Origin of the sequence: Bradyrhizobium sp., assembly GCF_050014615.1 — a bacterium.
Taxonomy (GTDB): Bacteria; Pseudomonadota; Alphaproteobacteria; order Rhizobiales; family Xanthobacteraceae; genus Bradyrhizobium.
In genome coordinates, this window is record NZ_JBEKCZ010000052.1 from 1 (window position 1) to 19,374 (window position 19,374).

The following is a 19,374-nucleotide window of genomic DNA, read 5'->3' on the forward strand; positions in this document are numbered from 1 at the left end:
CCGATGTCGATCAGACTTACGCCGCGATGAGCGGGCGGATGCGAATCACGGCGGATCAATTGACAAAATCCCTGGAAACTCAGGGCATTCGACCCGACACCCTGAAGACCCGCATGAAGGCCGATATGGTTTGGAGCAATCTGGTCCGAGGTCGATTCAAGGAAAGCCTGCAGATCGGCGAAAAAGACGTTGCGGCCGCCGTCCAGGTCAAGGGCGGTGACGAGAAGCCGGACACCCAGAGCTTCGAATACAAGATGCAGCCGATCGTTCTGATCGTGCCGCGCGGGTCTGAGCCCGCCGCCGTGGAAGCACGACGCAAGGAAGCCGAAGCCCTGCGCACCCGGATACAGACTTGCGACGAGGCGAACATGTTATTCAAGTCGATGCAAAACGCCGCGATACGCGAGGCCGTGACCAAGACCTCGGCCGATATACCGCAGGTGCTTCGTGAATTGCTCGACGGCACGCCGATCGGTCATTTGACCCCGCCCGAGGTAACCAAGCAGGGCGTGGAGATGGTTGCGCTGTGCGCCAGGAATCCGACCACCGTCGACACGCCGAAGAAGAAAGAAATCCGCGACAAGATGTTTGCCGAAAAATTCGAGGCAAAGTCGAAGGCCTATCTGAAGGACATCCGCGGATCCGCGATGATCGAATACCGGGAGAACGCAAACAGCAACGAGCAGCCTAACAACAATAAACGCCGTTGACGCATGGCAAAGTCCCTCGCGCTGACGATAGGCGAACCCGCGGGTATCGGGCCCGACATCACCATCCAGGCGTGGCTGCGCCGCAATGAGCTGAAGCTCCCGGCATTCTATCTGCTCGGCGATCGCGACTTCCTCAGTCACCGGGCAAAGGCTCTCGGACTCAAACTCGAACTCGCCGACGTCCGCGCCGAGGATGCACCCGACGCGTTCGCCGAAGCTCTGCCGGTCGTGGCCACCGGCCACCGCGCCACCGCCCGGCCGGGCCAGCCGGACGACACCAGCGCAGCAGCAGCGATGGCCTCGATTCGCCAGGCGGTTGACGATGTCATCGCCGGACGGGCGAGCGCGGTGGTCACCAATCCCATTGCCAAGAGCGTTCTCTATCGCGCCGGATTCCGGCACCCCGGTCATACCGAGTATCTCGCCGAGCTCGCGGCAACCGGGGGCCATACCCCGCAACCTGTCATGATGCTGTGGTCCCCTGCCCTCGTCGTGGTGCCGGTGACGATCCATCTTCCGCTGCGCGACGCGATCGCGCAACTGTCGAGCGATTTGATCGTCACGACGGCCCGCATCGCGGTCGCTGCATTGAAAGCGCGCTTCGGCCTCGTCAGTCCGCGTCTCGCAATATCCGGCCTCAACCCTCACGCCGGCGAAGACGGATCGCTCGGCACCGAGGACAGGAGCATCGTGGCGCCCGCGATCGAAATCCTGCGCGGCGAAGGCATCGAGGTCAGGGGGCCGCTGCCGGCGGACACCATGTTCCACGAGGCCGCGCGCAAGACCTATGACTGTGCGATCTGCATGTATCACGATCAGGCGCTGATCCCGGTCAAGACGCTGGCATTCGAGGACGCCGTCAATGTGACGCTGGGCCTGCCGTTCATTCGCACCTCGCCGGATCACGGCACCGCCTTTGATATTGCCGGGACCGGAAAAGCCGATCCGTCGAGCCTGATCGCGGCGTTGCGGCTGGCCGCCCGCATGGCGGCGACGCAGCCGGCATGAGCGCGATCGATGACCTTCCGCCGCTACGCGAGGTCATTCGCCAGCATGCCCTGTCGGCCCGCAAATCGCTCGGCCAGAATTTCTTGCTGGACCTCAATCTCACCACACGGATCGCGCGCGTCGCGGGACCTCTCGAAGATGCCGTTGTCATCGAGATCGGTCCCGGTCCCGGCGGACTGACCCGCGCGCTGCTGGCGTTGGGGGCGCGGCGCGTCATCGCGGTGGAACGCGACGAGCGCGCGTTGGGCGCGCTGCAGGAGATTTCAAGACGATATCCGGGACGGCTGGAGATCATCTGCGCCGACGCACAGCGCTTCGATCCGCGGCCGCTGCTTGGCGGCACGCGGGCGAAAATTATCGCCAACCTACCCTACAACATCGCAACCGCGCTGTTGATCGACTGGCTGTCGATCGAACCGTGGCCACCCTGGTATGACATGATGGTGCTGATGTTTCAGCGCGAAGTGGCCGAGCGTATCGTCGCGCGCGAGAACGACGAGGCCTATGGACGGCTCGGCGTGCTCGCGAACTGGCGCGCGGAGACAAAAATCCTGTTCGATATTTCGCCGGCTGCCTTCGTGCCGCAGCCCAAAGTTACCTCGTCGGTGGTGCGATTGGTGCCGCGCCTCGCGCCGCAACCATGCGAGCGCCGGGCGCTGGAGCAAGTTGCGGCCGCGGCATTCGGCCAGCGGCGGAAAATGCTGCGGCAAAGTCTCAAATCATTGGCGGTGGATCCGGCCCGGCTGGCAGCCGCGGCCGATGTCGATGTGACGCGGCGCGCCGAAACCGTTCCGGTTGACGGTTTTGTTGCCATGGCCCGGGAATTGACAGATATACGCAACATAAAATTGAACATGCCCTGAGGAGAAAATGCCATGGCGCTCATGCGTCGTCAGTCGCTGGTGAAATTCGACGCGCCGTTGTGCGAAACCATCGTCGAGACACCGAAACCACAAGGCAAGGAAGTCCTGGTCCGGATCGAGCGCTGCGGACTGTGCCATTCCGACCTGCACATCCAGGACGGCTACGCCGACCTCGGCGGCGGCAAGAAGCTCGATACCACGCGCGGCATGACGCTGCCGTTCACCTTGGGGCACGAGATCGCGGGGATCGTCGAGGAAATCGGTCCGGACGTTTCGAAGGACTTGATCGGCACCAAGAAAGCCGTGTTTCCCTGGATCGGCTGCGGCCAATGCCGCGACTGTCTCAACGGCGACGAGAATCTCTGCGCCCGGCAGCGCTTTCTCGGCGTCGCGATCGACGGCGGTTTCGCCAGCCATGTGCTGGTGCCCGACGCAAAATACCTGCTGGATTACGGTACCCTGCCGGTCAATCAGGCGGCGACCTTGATGTGCTCCGGCGTAACCGCCTATGGCGCGCTGAAGCGACTTGTCGATCGGCCACGGCAGCGCAATCTGCTGCTGATCGGCCTCGGTGGTGTCGGCATGATGGGACTGGCTTTCGCCCAGGCCATGTTCAAGCAGAATATTTCGGTGGCGGATTTGAGTCCCGCCGCGCGAGAGACGGCGCTGCGGAACGGCGCCGCGGTCGCGTACGATCCCTCTGAACCGGATGTGGTCAAACGCATCATCAAGGAGACCGAGGGCGGTTTTGACGAAATCGTCGACTTTGCCGGCAACGAGAAATCGATGGCCCTTGCGGTTTCCGTCGTCGCGCGCGGCGGCAAGATCGTGGTCTCCGGACTGATGGGCGGCAATTTCAGCCTGCCGATGGTGCAGTGGGTCTACAAGCGGATGACCGTCGAGGGGTTCATGGTGGGAACGCTGGCCGAGGCACAGGAATTGATGGCGCTGGCGCGAGCCGGAAAGATCAAACCGACGCCAATGAAAGAGGAGCCGATGGGCGAGGTCCAGAAATGGATCGACGAGTTGCGGGCTGGAAAAGTCGTCGGGCGCATCGTGCTGAAAAACTGATACGGAGAGGTTCGCCCTTTGCCGGTCGAGAAACGGAGCGCGCTTGTGGCCTGCGCCATTCATTCGATTGGCGGGCGCGCCACGCACTGTTCAGCTGCGGGCTGATCGGCGCGACGTGCTGCCGGCGAGTAACGTCCTCTCAAGCCGCCGCCAGGCCTCGACATCACGAAGGCGGGCCTGAATTAAGCCCCATGCTGTCCGGAATTGCGGCTCATTGCGACCCAAGTCTTTGCGGAGATTTGGCCTGCGAAGTGTCCCGTATCAGTATTCAGTACCGGAGATACCCATGCCAAACCGAACCGCGAAATTCATGTCAGCCCTCTTTGCGAGCTTCCTCGCGGGCGCTCCCCTCACAACAGTGTCGCACAGCGCAGCGGGCGCGGCCGATGACTGCCTTTCCGGTCCGAAGGACCAAACCCCGCAAGGCCGCCATTGGTACTACCGCATCGATCACGCCACCAAGCGCCATTGCTGGTATCTCGCAGACGAGCGCGACCCGCTCTCGCAAACCGCCGCTCCGAATTCGTCTACCCCGGCAAAGCCGCCTGCGCAGGACGCAGAAACGGTAATGCAACAATCGGTCGCGAACGCCCGTGCCGAGCTCCCCGCCCAGACGCGCATTGCACCGCCGAACCGCAATGCGGAAATGGCTCCGGCGCTAGCTACCGACGCCGTTGTCAGGGAAGAGAATGGCGGCGCGGCGACGCCGGTGACAGCAACCTCGCGATCACTGGTCGCTTCGCGCTGGCCCGATCCGTACGGCGTTGAACCCTCGAGCAATCTACAGCTAAACAAGCGCGATCCCGGCACGGGCGTGAATCCGGCCCCCCGAACCCAGCCGACATCCTTGCTCACCGCCGGCCAGTTCGCGGCGGCAGATTTGTCGTCGCAAACCCCAGCCTATTCCCTGCAGGTGCAATTGGCCGCACTGATGGGCGTGCTGGCGCTGGCGGGCATCATGGGAACCGTCATTTTCAAATTCGGCAGTTCGCAACGGTCCCAACCCGGCGCGATTCGCAAGCGGCGCGGCCCAATCTGGGAATCGACGGATGACGATCGCATCGTGCTCTCGCATCACCCGGGGACCGATGGTTTTGCTCGCCGCCTCGACCAGACCGCTGAGCGCAGCGACCGGATTTCGGAATTTTTTGCGCAGATATCCAGACGAGCGCCAACCTGACGGCCGGCTATTTTTCCAGTTGCCGCTGCAACCCGCGCACGAACGTCGTCAAACCCGTGCGGCGTTCGCGCTTGAGCCGCTCGGCCTTCAGGATCGACTGCACCTCGGCGAAGGCATCATCGATATCGTGATTGATGATGATGTAGTCGTATTCCGCCCAATGACTCAATTCATGGGTGGCGCGGCTCATGCGCCCGCGGATAACCGCATCGGTATCCTGGGCGCGGGTATGAAGCCGCTTCTCAAGATCGGCCGCCGACGGCGGCAGGATAAACACACTGACAACATCGGCCCGGGCTTTTTCCCGCAATTGCTGGGTGCCTTGCCAGTCGATATCGAATAGCACGTCCTGTCCCGCCGCCAGGGCGGCTTCGACCGGCGCGCGCGGCGTGCCATAGCGATTGTCGAACACGGTGGCCCATTCGAGCAACTCGTCGCGCTTTGCCATCTGTTCGAATCTGGCTTTGTCGACAAACAGGTAGTCGCGGCCCTCGACTTCACCGGGCCGCATCGGCCGCGTCGTCGCCGATACCGACATCTTCAGGCCGGCCATCCGCTCGATCAACAGGCGCGACAGCGTGGTCTTTCCCGCGCCCGATGGCGATGACAGCACAAACATCAGTCCGCGCCGCTCAACCCCGTCGAAACCGTGACCGCCAGCCGTCATGCGTCACTCCAGATTCTGAACCTGTTCGCGGAATTGCTCCACCACATTCTTCATTTCAAGCCCGGTATTGGTCAATTCCAGATCGTTCGCCTTGGAGCAGCAGGTATTGACCTCGCGATTGAATTCCTGCGCCAGGAAATCAAGCCGCCGCCCGACCGGTCCGCCCTTGCCGATCATCTCGCGGGCCTGCGCGATGTGAGAAGCGATGCGGTCGAGTTCTTCGCGAATATCGGCCTTGGCCGCGATCATGATCGCCTCCTGATTGAGCCGATCGGGATCGAATCGCTCCGACGATTCAAGCAAGGCGGCGATCTGCTCGGCCAACCGGGCCTTGATCGCGTCCGGCTTGCGGCCGGGAGCGGCCTCGGCCTTCTTGGCGAGCTTCTCGATCTCGTCCATCCGCTGCGAGAGGATCTGCCCCAGCGTGATGCCCTCGCGCTGGCGCATTTCGACGAGATTGCCGAGCGCCTGCTCGAACGCCGCCGCGGCGGCAGCCTTGGCTGCCTTGTCTTCCGCCTCGTCGCTCTCCGGCTCCACCACCTCGATCACGCCCTTGATCCCCAACAGCCCATCGATACTCGGCGCCACCGCATCGATCTTGCCGGCGAGCACCCCGGCAACCTTCACGATCGACGCCAGGACCTCTTCGTTGATACGAATCGTGGAGACCGCGTTGGCGCGTTTGACGTTCAAATTGGCGTATACCGTGCCCCGCGACAGCACTTCGCCCGCGCGCTTCTTGGCGAATGCCTCGAGATCGTCCCATCCAGGCGGCAGCCGCATGCGCAGGTCAAAGCCCTTGGCGTTAACCGATTTCAATTCCCATTCGAACGCGTACGGTCCGCTGGCACCGTGGCTTCGGGCAAAGCCGGTCATGCTCGACAGCGCCATCGCGTGAAATTCTCCGGAAGGGTACGGGCTTGAGATTCGCAAATCCAACAACTGCGCAAGCTTAGCGCGTATTGCACAAAAGTGGATAACGGTTTTGCTACTGCTGGACCACCGGGGGCGTCGCCACCGGAGGTGTTACGGTCGACTGCGCCGCGCCCTGCCGGGCCGGCGGGGTGCTGCGCTTTTTCGCCGGGAGGGGCTTTACCGTCGTGGCGGTCGGGCTGGTGTCGGCCGGCGCGCCGGCCGCGGCTGGCGCGGGATCGTCCGCCGGTTCCACCGTGTCGTTCTGGATCTGCTTTTCCATCGTGCGCAATTTGGCGACGTTCTTCTGATGCTGGTCGTAAGTGTCGCTAAAGGCGTGGCCACCGGTGCCGTCAGCGACAAAGAACAGGTCCCGGGTGCGCGCGGGGTTGGCGGCCGCTTCCAGCGAGGCGCGGCCGGGGTTAGCGATCGGCCCGGGCGGAAGGCCTTCCACCACATAGGTGTTGTAAGGTGACGGCTGCTGGATCTCGCTGCGCTTGATCGGCCGGCCCAGCGTTCCCTTGCCGCCGACCAGTCCGTAAATAATGGTCGGATCGGACTGCAGCTTTATTTTTTGCCGCAGCCGGTTGACGAATACCGCGGCTACCCGGCTGCGTTCGTCCGCCTTGCCGGTTTCCTTCTCGACGATCGAAGCCAGCGTCACCAGCTGGTCCGGCGTCTTGATCGGAATGTCGGGATTGCGGCGTTCCCAGATTTCCGCCAGTACGCGTTTCTGGGTCTGCTGCATACGCGCAATCACCTGGTCGCGCGTGGTGCCGCGCGGGAATTTGTAGGTTTCCGGCAGCAACGTGCCCTCGCGCGGCATTTCACGGACGGAACCGGCAAAGATATCGTTGTCGGAAAGCCGGGCCACGATCTGTTCGGACGTCAGGCCCTCGGGAATCGTGACGGCGTGCTGAACCACCTTGCCTTCGACCATGGTGCCGATGACATCGCGCAGACTGGCGTTCTTCTGAAACGAGTATTCGCCGGGCTTGAGTTCAGAACGCGCCTTCAGCGCAAACACGCTGCCGATGAAGGCCCAGCGATTGTTGTCGATCACGCCTTCACGCTGCAGGATGTCGGCGATGTCGGTCATTCCCGCGCGCGCCGGAATATTGACGACCTTGTCCTCCGGCAACGGGCCCGGAGCCTCGAGCTTCTGCTTGCCGTAGATGTATGCCCCGCCGCCGCCGATCATCAAGACCAGCACGATGGTGATGATGGCATTGCCGACGATAACGAATGGATTGCGGGCGCGCTCGGACCGTTTTGGCGGCGGCGGGACCTGCTCGGGCTCCAGCGCGGCGCGCGGGCTCCGGGGCGAAATGGGTGGCCTCTCACTCATGGATGCAACCTGAATCCTGTCGGTTTAATCGTGGCCTCGCAACATTCCCGCATCGGCCGGTTGTCTCCACCCAGATCTAGGATTTATCACCGAATACGGCGAAACGGTGGACTCTTCTTGACAGGCCGCGTCAGTTGCCCACGCGCTGGACGATCACGGACGCGTTGGTGCCCCCGAAACCGAATGAATTCGATAGCGCGACGTTGATTTCGCGTTTACGCGGCGTTTGCGGCACGAGATCGATCGCCGTTTGCACCGACGGATTCTCAAGATTGATCGTCGGCGGAGCGATGTTATCGCGAATCGCAAGAATACTGAAAATCGTCTCGATCGCCCCTGCGGCACCGAGCAAATGCCCCGTGGACGACTTGGTGGACGACATCGATACCCTGGAAGCGGCGTTGCCGAGCAGCCGCTCCACCGCACCGAGTTCGATTTCGTCACCGACCTGCGTCGAGGTTCCGTGCGCATTGATGTAGTCGATATCGGAAGAGGTAATTCCGGCACGCTTCATGGCGGCGCTCATGCTGCGGAAGGCGCCGTCGCCATCCGGCGAGGGCGACGTAATATGATAGGCATCGCCGGATAACCCGTAGCCAATCACCTCCGCATAGATTCTCGCACCGCGGTTTTTCGCGTGCTCGTATTCCTCAAGCACCACGATGCCGGCGCCTTCGCCCATCACGAAGCCGTCGCGATCCCTGTCGTAGGGGCGCGAGGCCTTTTCCGGGGTTTCGTTGAAGCTCGTCGACAACGCGCGCGACGCGCAAAAACCCGCCATCGACAGCCGGCAGATCGGCGATTCGGTTCCACCCGCGACCATTACATCCGCATCGCCGAGGGCAATCAGCCGGCTCGCATCGCCGATCGCGTGGGCGCCGGTCGAACAGGCGGTCACCACCGCGTGGTTGGGACCCTTGAGGCCGTGCTCGATCGACACGTAGCCGGAGGCGAGATTGATCAGGCGCCCGGGAATGAAGAACGGCGATACCTTGCGCGGGCCGCGCTCCTTCAGAAGCAGCGCGGTATCGGCAATGCCCGACAAGCCGCCGATCCCCGAGCCGATCATGGTGCCGGTGGCACATCGATCTTCCTCGGTGGCCGGGTGCCAGCTGGCATCATCGAGCGCCTGGCGTGCCGCACACATCGCGAAAATGATGAAATCGTCGACCTTGCGCTGGTCCTTCGGCTCCATCCACTGGTTCGGGTCGAAGGTGCCGTCGGTGCCGTCGCCGCGCGGAATCACGCAGGCGATCTGGCTGGTCAGATCGGAGACGTCAAACGTGTCGATCTTCTTGGCGCCGCTCTCGCTGTTGAGGATACGCTTCCACGTCGGCTCGACACCACAGCCAAGTGGCGACACCATGCCAAGGCCCGTGACGACGACCCGTCTCATATCCAACACTCCAGCCCTCGATTCGCGGCCCACAACAATAAACCGGTGGACCGCGCGACCACGGCCCGTCCGGCTTCGTCAGTACCGCGCGGGGGCGTCAGCTCTTCGCGTTCTTTTCGAGAAATTTTGTCGCGTCGCCGACGGTCAAGATCGTCTCCGCGGCATCGTCGGGAATTTCACAGCCGAATTCTTCTTCAAACGCCATCACGAGCTCGACAGTATCGAGGCTGTCGGCGCCGAGGTCGTCAATGAAGCTCGCGTTGTCGACCACTTTTTCGGGTTCAACACCAAGGTGTTCGACCACAATCTTCTTAACTCGCTCGCCAATCTCACTCATCGTTCAACCTCGTGCTTGTTCCATTGGACCCGACCCCAAGACGTACGAGCCATCGTGGTCGTTAAACTTCCTTCGCAATCGCGCATAGTCTTGATTTGGCCACGTCATGGCCGACGCGGACCCGGCGAACGACGGCAGGCTCCGCATCGCCAATATACAGGGTTTCAATATCCTGCAATGGTGTTCTTTGCCCATCCGCCGGTGGTTCGGTTATCATACTTCCCAAGCCTTGACTATAAGCCTCGGTCGGCCGCCGGAAGCGGCCTTTAGCCTTGCCGAGGGGACCGGCAGCCGGCTCAGATCATGGCCATTCCGCCATTGACGTGAATGGTTTGCCCGGTGACGTAAGCCGCTTCATTCGAACTGAGATAGACGGCCGCCGCGGCGATTTCTTCGGCTGTTCCGAGCCGTGCCGCAGGAACCTTGGAAAGGATCGTTTCGCGCTGTTTGTCGTTAAGCGCATCGGTCATCGGCGTCGCAATGAACCCGGGTGCGATGCAGTTGGCGGTCACGTTGCGCTTGGCATATTCCGCGCCCAGGGTCTTGATCATGCCGATCAATCCCGCCTTCGACGCCGTGTAATTGCCCTGGCCGGGATTGCCGGTGACGCCGACGACCGACGTGATTGCGATGATACGGCCAAAGCGCTTGCGCATCATCAGCCTGGTCGCGGCGCGGGCAAGACGAAAGGTTGCGGTCAGGTTGACCTTGATGACCTCGTCCCAGTCTTCGTCACGCAACTGCACAAACAGATTGTCGCGGGTGATGCCGGCATTGGCGACCAGAATGTCGACCTGACCCATGGCCTGTTCCGCCGACGGTACCAGCGCCTCGACCTCCGCTGTATCCGAGAGGTTACAAGGCAGCACGTGAACCCTGTCGCCGAGCTTCCCGGCAAGCGTGTCCAGCGCCTCGCGCCGGGTCCCGGAAACGGCCACCGTCGCGCCTTGCGCGTGCAGCGCCTGCGCGATCGCGCCGCCGATGCCCCCGCTGGCACCCGTGACAAGCGCCGTCCTGCCAGTTAAATCGAACATCCCACTTCTCCCCTCGGCTCAGGCTGTCAGCGCGACAGCGAGCGCATCTTTTGCCGAGGCAATATCATTCGGACCACCGACTGAAATACCCACGGCGCCGTCGGCAATGCGTTTGACCAGCCCGCTCAGCACCTTGCCTGCACCGATTTCGAAAAACCGCGTGACTCCCTGGCCCGCCATATAGGCGACCGATTCGCGCCAGCGCACCGTTCCCGTGACCTGTTCGATCAGGCGCCGGCGGATCTCGTCCGGCTCGCTAATCGGCGCGGCCAGTACATTCGACACCAAAGGCGACACCGGCCGCCGGATGGTAACACCATCGAGCGCCTTCGCCATCGCGTCGGCGGCGGGCTGCATCAGCCGGCAATGAAACGGCGCGGATACCGGCAGCAACATGGCCCGCTTGGCGCCCCTGGTTTTGGCGATCTCGAGCGCGCGCTCGACCGCGGCCTTGTCGCCGGAGACCACGACCTGGCCACCGCCATTGTCGTTGGCAGCCTGGCAGACCTGCCCCTGGGCGGCCTCATTGGCGACCGCGACTGCGGCTTCGTAATCGAGACCGAGCAAGGCGGCCATGGCCCCGGCGCCCACCGGCACCGCCTTTTGCATTGCGAGGCCACGGGTGCGCAGCAGCCGGGCGGTATCGCTGATGCTGAGGCTGCCGGCCGCGGCGAGCGCGGAATATTCGCCGAGCGAGTGTCCGGCAACAAAGGCGGCATGGGCCGCGACCGAAAAGCCCGCTTCGGTCTCCAGAACGCGCAAGGTGGCGAGCGAGACCGCCATCAATGCCGGCTGGGCGTTTTCGGTGAGTTGCAAGGTCTCTGCCGGGCCGTCCCAGATGATATTCGTCAGCCTTTCGCCCAGCGCCGCGTCGACCTCGTCAAACACCGCGCGGGCGGCTGGAAAGGCCTCCGCCAGCGCCTTGCCCATGCCGACCGCCTGGGAACCCTGTCCTGGAAAAGTGAATGCTGCCGTCATGAATGGCCCTGAACGTCCCAAAATCCCTGAAGTTGCGCCGAAAGACACTGCGGGACACGGTTATGTCAAGCCGCCGCCGGTTCCCGGCCGGGAGCGGCAGGCCGATTCGGTCGCTTTCCCTTGCCATCCCCTTGCCATGGCGCTCAAAATCCGTATAAACCGCGCCATCCGTGGATCCCGGCCGGGAGCTGAACGGACGGTCTCAGCAATTTCACCTTATCGGCGATGTTGATGTGGCAGGGCCAGTCGGTCCGTCGTCCCGTGCTTCCGCCTTCTGAGCATATCGAGTCCTTTCCGAAGGGTTCGAAGGGCTTGCCGCCGGGAACCGCGCCAACATTGGAAAGGACACCCATGCCTCTTTATGAGCATGTTTTTCTCGCGCGTCAGGATGCGAGCACCCAGCAGGTCGAAGAACTGACCACCCAGATGACCGGCATCGTCGAGCAACTCGGCGGCAAGGTCGTGAAGATGGAAAACTGGGGCGTACGCTCCCTCACCTATCGGATGAACAAGAATCGCAAGGCGCATTTCGTGCTGCTGAACATCGACGGCCCTTCGGCCGCGGTCAGCGAGATCGAGCGGCAGGAACGGATCAGCGAAGACGTGATCCGCTATCTCACCGTTCGCGTCGAAGAACACGAGGAAGGCCCCTCGGCGATGATGCGCAAGGCTGATCGCGACCGTGACCGCGACGACCGCGGCGGCGGTGGTTTCCGCGGCGACCGCGACGGTGGTTTCCGTGGTGATCGCGATGGCGGTGGCTATCGCGGCGACCGTGGTCCACGCCGTCCCCGTGATGACGCTGAAGCAGCGGTTGAGGAGTAAGAATCATGGCCGAAGCTGGTGCACGCCGTCCGTTTTTTCGCCGCCGCAAGACCTGCCCGTTCACGGGTCCGAACGCGCCCAAGATCGACTACAAGGATTCCAAGCTGCTGATGCGTTACGTTTCCGAGCGCGGCAAGATCGTGCCGAGCCGCATCACCGCCGTCTCCGCCAAGAAGCAGCGTGAACTCGCGCGCGCGATCAAGCGCTCGCGTTTCCTTGGTCTGCTGCCCTACGTCATTCGCTAATGCGAACACCAGCCGGCGGCGATAACGCCGCCGGCTGGAAATACTCATAAGGTTTCCGGGTCGTCCGGTTGCCGATGGTTGGGGTTCCAGGGAGCCTCTAACCGCTCGAAAGGAGCGGGACAGCTGATGATCGCGATCGCTCTCATTGGAATAGCGGCCGGCTGCGCGTCGGCCCTGATGTTCGCCTCGATGATCTCGGGCGTACTGATCTCGCTATTGCTGATCTACCTGGCGCCGCTGCCGCTGATGGTGGCGGCACTGGGATGGGGGCCACTCAGTGCCACCATTGGCGGCATCACTGCAGCGACGGTTCTCGGCGCAATCTTCGGCCTTCCCTTTTGCATCGTCTTTGCCGTTACGGTCGCGTTGCCCGCCTGGTGGCTCGGGCATCTGGTTCTGCTGGGCCGCCCCATCGCCGGCGGTGTTTCGTCGGGCAACGGCGCGGAGCCGGTTGCGCCGATTCTGGAATGGTATCCGATCGGTCGCATTCTGCTCTGGCTATCGGGCTTTGCCGCGCTGAATACGATGGCGGGCCTGCTCGCGTTTGGCACCGACGTCGCCGCCGTCAGCGGCGCGCTGCGCGAGAGCTTGCTGCTGTTCCTCGGCCAGCGCGACACGGCAGCGCCCCCCGAGATCGATCAATTGGTCAATATGCTGGTGACGATCGCGCCATCGCTGGGGGCAATCAGCGTCATGATGATGCTGACGTTCAACCTCTGGCTGGCTGCAAAAATCACGGCGACATCGGGACGATTGCACCGCCCGTGGCCCGACCTGAAGAGTGCCGCACTGCCACCGCTGACTCTCCCGACGTTGTGTGCTGCCATCGCCTTCTGTTTCGCCGGCGGATTACTGGCAATCCTGGCGCAGATCATCACCGCGGTCCTGATGATGGCTTACGCGCTCACCGGTTTCGCGGTGTTGCATACGTTGACGCTGGCATTGAAAAGCCGCGCGCTCTGGCTCGGCTGCACCTATGCCATCGTCGTGTTGTTCGTCTGGCCCGTTGTGGCAATGGTGGTTCTCGGAATCGCCGACGCCATTTTCGGGTTTCGTCAGCGCTATTTACAGGGGAGGCCGCCGCCCCTCCCCACCTCCTGAACTCCCTTTCATCTCAACCCAAAATCCACATCACTTCAAAGGAGACCGAATATGGAAGTCATTTTGCTGGAACGTGTCGCCAAGCTTGGCCAGATGGGTGAAGTCGTCCGCGTCAAGGACGGATTCGCCCGCAATTTTCTGCTCAAGCGCGGCAAGGCCTTGCGCGCCACCACCGACAACCGCGCCAAGTTCGATGGCATGAAGGCCGAGCTTGAAGCCCGCAACCTGCAGGCCAAGGGCGAGGCCACCAAGGTCGCCGAGAAAATCGACGGACGCAACGTCGTGGTGCTGCGCCAGGCGTCCGAAACCGGCCAGTTGTTCGGGTCGGTGACTGTCCGCGACATCATCGCGTCGTTTGAGAGCGACGGCGTCACCATTGGCCGCAGCCAGGTCATGCTGGACGCGCCGATCAAGACCATCGGCAAGCACAAGATCGGCGTCGCCGTGCATCCGGAAGTCGAAGTCGGTGTGACCGTCACCGTCGCGCGAAGTGCCGATGAGGCCGAACGGATCAACCGCGGCGAGGACATCTCCACCCGTCAGGAAGATCAGGATGCGGCCGCCGAAGCGCTTGCCGCCGCGGGTGAGTTCTTCGATCCGGAAGCGCGCCGCGACGACGTCGAACCGCAGGAAGAAGCGGCTTCCGAAAAGTAACGCCGCTTCCTTACCGCGAGTTGCAAACACCCAAGCCCGGCCCGATCAGGCCGGGCTTGCTATCGACGTGCTGGCCTGGATCGGCCCTTGCAAAAAGCTATTGGGAGATCGGCGGCGCGGGCGGTCCCGCGCTACCCGCGGGGGGTGGCGGCGGAGCGGAAGCCGTCACGGCGGGCGCCGGCGGCTCAGACGTTGCGGGTGCCGACGCCCGCGCGGCCGGCGGCGGCTCAGGCGTTGCATTAGAACCGGCGGCAGACGTCGCCGGCGGCGCCGGTGTGACCGGCGGTACCGGATCGGCCCGCAATACGGGTGCCCCGCCACCGCTGTCCTTCGGTGTCTCGGTCTTGGCGGCCTCGGACTTGCCCTCGCCTGGCGGCTTGGTTCCCTCAGGCTTGCCGCTTTCTTCCCTGGCGGTGTCGCTCCTGGGTTTGTCGTCTTTGCCGGGTTCGGCCTTTGCCGCGTCGTCCTTGCCAACGTCAACCTTGGCCGCATCAGGCTTGGCGGCGTCGGCTTTGGGCGCTTCTTCGCCGCCCGGCTTGCCGCGCTTGCTCAGCCTCTGTTTGGCCGTCAATTTGCGGTCGTCGCCCGCCTGAACCGGGGCTTGTCCATCGACGGCAGGCTTGGTCTCGTCGGGTCCCTCTCCCGGCCGGGCCAGCCGCTTGCGGCCCTGACGTCCGGACTCGCCCTGCTGCGACACACCATCCGAGTCGGGCCTAACCGCCTCCTGCGAGCCGGGACGCATTCTGCGGCCCTGCCGATCGGGCTGTTCGGATCCAGCGCCAGGCTTGGCGTCCAGTTTGGCATCGGTGCCCGGTTTGGACGGGCGAGTATCGGTCGCGCCGTTGGAGACCAGGAAGGCGCTGAGCAGCGAGGCCATGTCGCTGCTGGTCGTGTAATGCTCACGCAGGAAGCCCGGCAGGGATCCGGGCGACACGGTTTTCAGCAGACCCCGCGGGCTCTTGTGGCAGGCGTTGCAGGTACCGGCAAAAATCTGGGAGGGGCTTTTGCCGGCCTCCAGATTCTGCGCCTGCGCCCGCACCGGGTCCGCTACGAAACCGCCTATCAGAAGCGTCACCGTCGCTAAACTGAGCGCTCGGCTCAACATTCCCTAATTCTCCAGATGTGGAAATCGCTTCCAGTGTCTTAATCCGACCCGGACGGCAGCGGTCACCTTTTAGCCGATTATCCCGCGAATGGAAGCGCACAGATAAAAGAACTGCGTGAACGCCACATTTCGGAATATCCGCTTTGTCTACAACGCAGTAGCGCACAAGGGCCATCATCATTATGATCTGACCGTGGCGCCTTGGAACCAATCGGTCCCAATGGGCGTCAGGTGTGACGGCCAGTACGTACACCTTTGCGGGATCGCTCCTTTGGTGGTTTCGATGGACCGTTTGTTGCGTTATTTCCTGAACCAGTTCATTCGCCGCGGCGCAATGACGTTCACGACCGCGAGTGGGGCAAAATTCAGCTGCGGGGACGGAACCGGCGAGCCGGTTTCCGTTCGGTTCATGACCACCGACGCCGAACGCCGGATTCTCCTCGACCCTGAGCTTGGGCTTGGCGAAATTTACATGGACGGCACGTTTGTCGTCGAGAACGGCTCGATCGCGGACGTGCTGGCGATCCTGCTGGATCAACCGGAGATGTTACCGCGCTGGGCCAAGCTGCAATGGTGGCTGCGCTATCTGGTCCGGCATGCCCAGCAGTTCAATCCGCGCGGCCGATCGAAAGACAATGTCGCGCACCACTATGATCTCGACGGGCGGCTTTATTCGCTCTTCCTCGATGCCGACAAACAATACAGCTGCGGCTATTTTGAAACGCCGGAGGCGACGCTCGACGACGCCCAGCTCGCCAAGAAGCGTCACCTCGCCGCCAAACTGTCGATCCGGCGCGGCGACCGTGTGCTTGATATCGGCTCCGGTTGGGGCGGCCTTGGTCTCTATCTGGCCGAAATGACCGGCGCCAACGTCACCGGCATCACGCTGTCGACAGAACAGTTACAGACGTCGAATGCCCGCGCCGCCGAAAAGAACCTGACGCAGTCGGCGAAGTTTTTCCTCGAGGACTATCGCGACATTCCGGGCCCGTTCGATCGCATCGTGTCGGTCGGCATGTTCGAGCATGTCGGCGTCGACTTCTACGACACCTATTTCAAGCGCTGCGCCGAGCTTCTCACCGATGACGGCGTCATGATGTTGCATTCGATCGGCCGCTCGCACGGCCCCGATGTCACCAATCCCTGGATCGCGAAGTACATTTTCCCCGGCGGCTATATCCCGGCACTTTCCGAAGTCATCCCTGCCATCGAACGCGCCGGACTTCTGGTGTGCGACATCGAAATCCTGCGGCTGCACTATGCGGACACGCTGAAAGCCTGGCGCGAGCGCTTCATGGCGCGGCGGGAGGAAGCCGTGCAGCTGTACGACGAGCGCTTCGCGCTGATGTGGGAATTTTACTTCGCCTGCTCCGAGATGTCGTTCCGCAAGCAGAACCTGATGAATTTCCAGATCCAGCTCGCCAAACGCCAGGGCGTGGTGCCGATGACGCGCGATTACATGACGCGCGAGGAAGCAAGACTGCGCGGGATCGAGCGCGGCAGCCGGCCGCGGCTGCAGATCGCCGGCGAATAGGCCAGCGGAAGCGACCTAAGTACTGGCTCGCTAAGTTCTGGCGTCGCGGCCCGACTAATTTCGCAGGCCGAAAGGAGAGCGTGGCAGGTACGTCGATGCCGGCCGCGCCAAGTGCGCGCGCGCCGCAGCCAGCAACAACTGATCGCAGGGAACCCCGCGCAATTCCGGACGAGAAAACTTATCCATGGCGTCAACCAGCATCGATAGCCACAAATTCTGGCCGCTTCCCGATCGCCAATTCTTGGACTGACAAGTTTTTGATTGCCGGCTTTTCAATTGCCAGCCTTTCAATTGCCAAGTCCTCGATTGCCTTCTCTGAAATTGCTGGCCCATCGCCGGTGTCCTCGCCAAACCAACCCTTGTCAACGCCGACATCACCAACCCGTTCCTGACAATCCTGCCGCAAAGAAAATCACCCGGATGTGACCTGCTTCACAGAGCACCCGACCGGCTTGCCCTAAATCTCCGAAATGGCCCAGAAAACCTTACGACCATTGCTCGATCCGAAAGCGGATGTCAGCACCGACTACGCCTTGATCGCCACCGGCGTCGGCGCGGCCCTGATCGCGCTGATCTATCTGATCCTGATCTGATCGGCGCCAAACCCGCGGCCCGGGACGTTCTTCCCTGAAGTGAGTATGCCCGCGCGCCGATAAGGTTCAGCCCGCGCCCGCATTTTCCCGTGGTCGATTGGCAGGCGGGCGAAGTATGCCGGCCTCTCCCGGAAACTCGTCAAGCATTGCGCATCCTGTGGCTGGGAATCATCCACATTTTAATGAACGGTGCATAAGCAGCGAGCTTTCGCTTTCGCTTTCCGTAGGACAGGCGCTTTATCGCCGCCCCGCATCCGACAAAGTTCCGAGAACACTCGATCACCATGGCCCTCGTTGATTCGAACGTACTGAAGCTTGCCCCCGACCCGGGAACTCCGGCCTATCGGAGCGCACCGCACAATATCGAGGCGGAACAGAGCCTGCTGGGCGCGATCCTGGTCAACAACGACGCGTTCTATCGGGTGTCGGATTTTCTGGAACCCAAGCATTTCTTCGAACCGATCCATCAGACCATCTATGAGACCGGTGGCAGCCTGATCCGGATGGGCAAGGTTGCCACGCCCGTCACGCTGAAAACCTTCGTCCCGGCCGAAACCGACATCGGCGGCATGACGGTCGGCCAATACCTCGCCCGCCTGGCCGCGGAAGCGACCACCATCATCAATGCGCAGGACTATGGACGCACCGTCTACGAACTGGCGCTGCGCCGCGATCTGATCCGGATCGGCGAGGACATGGTCAATGTCGCCTTCGATGCGCCGGTCGACTTTGCGCCGCGCGCGCAGATCGAGGATGCCGAGCGCAGGCTGTACGAACTGGCGGAATCCGGCCGCTATGATGGCGGCTTCCAGCGTTTCGGCCAGGCCCTCACCATCGCCGTCGACATGGCGGCGAAAGCCTTCCAGCGCGACGGCAAATTGTCGGGCATTGCCACGGGCCTGCGCGATCTCGACATCAAGATGGGCGGCCTGCAGCCCTCCGATCTGATCATCGTCGCCGGGCGTCCCGGCATGGGCAAGACCGCGCTCGCCACCAACATCGCCTACAATGTGGCGAAGGCGCATCGCGCGGAAGTTCAGGTCGACGGCACGATGAAGTCCATCAACGGCGGCATTGTCGGCTTCTTCTCCTGCGAAATGTCGGCCGAACAGCTCGCGACCCGTATTCTGGCCGAGCAGACCAGCATCGCGTCGAGCACCATCCGCCGCGGCGGCATCAGCGAAACCGACTTCGAAAAAATTCGCGACTACTCGATCGAATTGCAATCGCTGCCGCTCTATGTCGACGAAACCGGCGGTCTTTCGATCTCGCAGCTCACCGCGCGCGCCCGCCGGTTGAAGCGGCAGAAAGGCCTCGATCTGATCGTGGTCGATTACATCCAGCTGTTGCAAGGGTCTGGCAAACGTTCCGACAACCGCGTGCAGGAGGTGACCGAGATCACCACCAGCCTGAAGGCGCTGGCCAAGGAATTGAACGTACCCATCATCGCGCTGTCGCAGCTGTCGCGCCAGGTCGAGAGCCGCGACGACAAGCGTCCGCAACTGTCCGACCTGCGTGAGTCCGGCTCGATCGAGCAGGACGCCGACGTTGTGATCTTCGTGTTCCGCGAGGAATACTATCTCGCCAACAAGGAGCCGCGGGTCGGTACGCCGGAATATGAAAAATGGCAGCTCGACATGTCGCTGGTGCACGGCAAGGCCGAAGTCATCATCGGCAAGCAGCGCCACGGTCCGACCGGCACGGTCGAACTGCAGTTCGAGGGCCAGTTTACACGGTTCAGCGATCTCACCGCCGACAGCCATTTGCCGGAACGGACGTACTGACGCGGCCTTGGATGGTTGAACCGCTGCGG

21 protein-coding genes are annotated in these 19,374 nt (G+C 62.6%); 12 read left to right on the top strand and 9 right to left on the bottom strand.

Features of this window, described 5'->3' with window-relative positions; all coding sequences use genetic code 11:
• The 5 genes from ABR948_RS10985 to ABR948_RS11005 all read left to right on the top strand — a co-directional run.
• On the top strand, window positions 1-710 hold a 710-nt coding region (locus ABR948_RS10985; RefSeq protein ID WP_428117081.1), incomplete at its 5' end, for a peptidylprolyl isomerase.
• Window positions 711-713: 3 nt separating this feature from the next.
• Window positions 714-1,718, top strand: coding sequence for a 4-hydroxythreonine-4-phosphate dehydrogenase PdxA (gene pdxA, locus ABR948_RS10990; RefSeq protein WP_428117084.1), 1,005 nt, complete (start codon window positions 714-716; stop codon window positions 1,716-1,718).
• Window positions 1,715-2,581 (top strand): 16S rRNA (adenine(1518)-N(6)/adenine(1519)-N(6))-dimethyltransferase RsmA, encoded by an 867-nt coding sequence (rsmA, locus tag ABR948_RS10995; RefSeq protein WP_428117086.1) that lies wholly within the window; start codon window positions 1,715-1,717, stop codon window positions 2,579-2,581. Before pdxA ends, rsmA begins: the two co-directional genes overlap by 4 nt.
• 12 nt (window positions 2,582-2,593) lie before the next feature.
• A complete protein-coding gene (locus ABR948_RS11000; RefSeq protein WP_428117088.1) occupies window positions 2,594-3,652 on the top strand; it encodes an alcohol dehydrogenase in 1,059 nt (352 codons plus the stop codon).
• Window positions 3,653-3,938: 286 nt separating this feature from the next.
• A complete protein-coding gene (locus tag ABR948_RS11005; RefSeq protein WP_428117090.1) occupies window positions 3,939-4,832 on the top strand; it encodes a hypothetical protein in 894 nt (297 codons plus the stop codon).
• Window positions 4,833-4,839: 7 nt separating this feature from the next.
• On the opposite strand, the gene gmk is transcribed toward ABR948_RS11005, so the two are convergent.
• The 7 genes from gmk to fabD form a co-directional block, all read right to left on the bottom strand.
• Window positions 4,840-5,499: a guanylate kinase gene (gene gmk / locus ABR948_RS11010; RefSeq protein WP_428117093.1), complete on the bottom strand. Its 660-nt coding sequence runs from the start codon at window positions 5,497-5,499 to the stop codon at window positions 4,840-4,842.
• Window positions 5,500-5,502: 3 nt separating this feature from the next.
• Window positions 5,503-6,390 carry a YicC/YloC family endoribonuclease gene (locus tag ABR948_RS11015; protein ID WP_428117095.1) on the bottom strand — a complete coding sequence of 296 codons (888 nt, stop codon included), beginning with the start codon at window positions 6,388-6,390 and terminating at the stop codon, window positions 5,503-5,505.
• Between the two features lie 97 nt (window positions 6,391-6,487).
• Window positions 6,488-7,759: an endolytic transglycosylase MltG gene (mltG, locus tag ABR948_RS11020; protein WP_428117098.1), complete on the bottom strand. Its 1,272-nt coding sequence runs from the start codon at window positions 7,757-7,759 to the stop codon at window positions 6,488-6,490.
• Window positions 7,760-7,889: 130 nt separating this feature from the next.
• Window positions 7,890-9,155 (bottom strand): beta-ketoacyl-ACP synthase II, encoded by a 1,266-nt coding sequence (gene fabF / locus ABR948_RS11025; protein WP_428117102.1) that lies wholly within the window; start codon window positions 9,153-9,155, stop codon window positions 7,890-7,892.
• 97 nt (window positions 9,156-9,252) lie between these two features.
• Window positions 9,253-9,492, bottom strand: a complete 240-nt coding sequence (locus ABR948_RS11030; protein WP_006610957.1) for an acyl carrier protein — start codon at window positions 9,490-9,492, stop codon at window positions 9,253-9,255.
• A gap of 296 nt (window positions 9,493-9,788) precedes the next feature.
• Window positions 9,789-10,526 carry a 3-oxoacyl-[acyl-carrier-protein] reductase gene (fabG, locus tag ABR948_RS11035; RefSeq protein WP_428117106.1) on the bottom strand — a complete coding sequence of 246 codons (738 nt, stop codon included), beginning with the start codon at window positions 10,524-10,526 and terminating at the stop codon, window positions 9,789-9,791.
• An 18-nt stretch (window positions 10,527-10,544) separates the two neighbouring features.
• A complete protein-coding gene (fabD, locus tag ABR948_RS11040) occupies window positions 10,545-11,504 on the bottom strand; it encodes an ACP S-malonyltransferase (RefSeq protein WP_428117109.1) in 960 nt (319 codons plus the stop codon).
• A gap of 351 nt (window positions 11,505-11,855) precedes the next feature.
• Between fabD and rpsF the strand changes: the two genes are divergently transcribed.
• The 4 genes from rpsF to rplI all read left to right on the top strand — a co-directional run bounded on the left by rpsF (window position 11,856) and on the right by rplI (window position 14,329).
• Window positions 11,856-12,329, top strand: coding sequence for a 30S ribosomal protein S6 (gene rpsF, locus ABR948_RS11045; protein WP_428117158.1), 474 nt, complete (start codon window positions 11,856-11,858; stop codon window positions 12,327-12,329).
• A gap of 5 nt (window positions 12,330-12,334) precedes the next feature.
• Entirely contained in the window at window positions 12,335-12,574 is a 240-nt protein-coding gene (rpsR, locus tag ABR948_RS11050) for a 30S ribosomal protein S18 (protein WP_002711478.1), read from the top strand.
• A 126-nt stretch (window positions 12,575-12,700) separates the two neighbouring features.
• Window positions 12,701-13,675 carry a YybS family protein gene (locus ABR948_RS11055; protein ID WP_428117114.1) on the top strand — a complete coding sequence of 325 codons (975 nt, stop codon included), beginning with the start codon at window positions 12,701-12,703 and terminating at the stop codon, window positions 13,673-13,675.
• 51 nt (window positions 13,676-13,726) lie between these two features.
• A complete protein-coding gene (gene rplI / locus ABR948_RS11060; protein WP_428117117.1) occupies window positions 13,727-14,329 on the top strand; it encodes a 50S ribosomal protein L9 in 603 nt (200 codons plus the stop codon).
• A 97-nt stretch (window positions 14,330-14,426) separates the two neighbouring features.
• Here rplI and ABR948_RS11065 read toward each other — a convergent pair whose 3' ends face one another.
• Window positions 14,427-15,434 (bottom strand): hypothetical protein, encoded by a 1,008-nt coding sequence (locus ABR948_RS11065; RefSeq protein ID WP_428117119.1) that lies wholly within the window; start codon window positions 15,432-15,434, stop codon window positions 14,427-14,429.
• A gap of 283 nt (window positions 15,435-15,717) precedes the next feature.
• Between ABR948_RS11065 and ABR948_RS11070 the strand changes: the two genes are divergently transcribed.
• Window positions 15,718-16,968 (top strand): cyclopropane fatty acid synthase, encoded by a 1,251-nt coding sequence (locus ABR948_RS11070; RefSeq protein WP_428117121.1) that lies wholly within the window; start codon window positions 15,718-15,720, stop codon window positions 16,966-16,968.
• A 190-nt stretch (window positions 16,969-17,158) separates the two neighbouring features.
• On the opposite strand, the gene ABR948_RS11075 is transcribed toward ABR948_RS11070, so the two are convergent.
• Entirely contained in the window at window positions 17,159-17,374 is a 216-nt protein-coding gene (locus ABR948_RS11075) for a hypothetical protein (protein ID WP_428117124.1), read from the bottom strand.
• 64 nt (window positions 17,375-17,438) lie between these two features.
• Between ABR948_RS11075 and ABR948_RS11080 the strand changes: the two genes are divergently transcribed.
• Window positions 17,439-17,561, top strand: coding sequence for a hypothetical protein (locus tag ABR948_RS11080; RefSeq protein WP_428117161.1), 123 nt, complete (start codon window positions 17,439-17,441; stop codon window positions 17,559-17,561).
• Between the two features lie 284 nt (window positions 17,562-17,845).
• Window positions 17,846-19,345 (top strand): replicative DNA helicase, encoded by a 1,500-nt coding sequence (locus ABR948_RS11085; protein WP_428117127.1) that lies wholly within the window; start codon window positions 17,846-17,848, stop codon window positions 19,343-19,345.
• Window positions 19,346-19,374 lie beyond the last annotated feature (29 nt).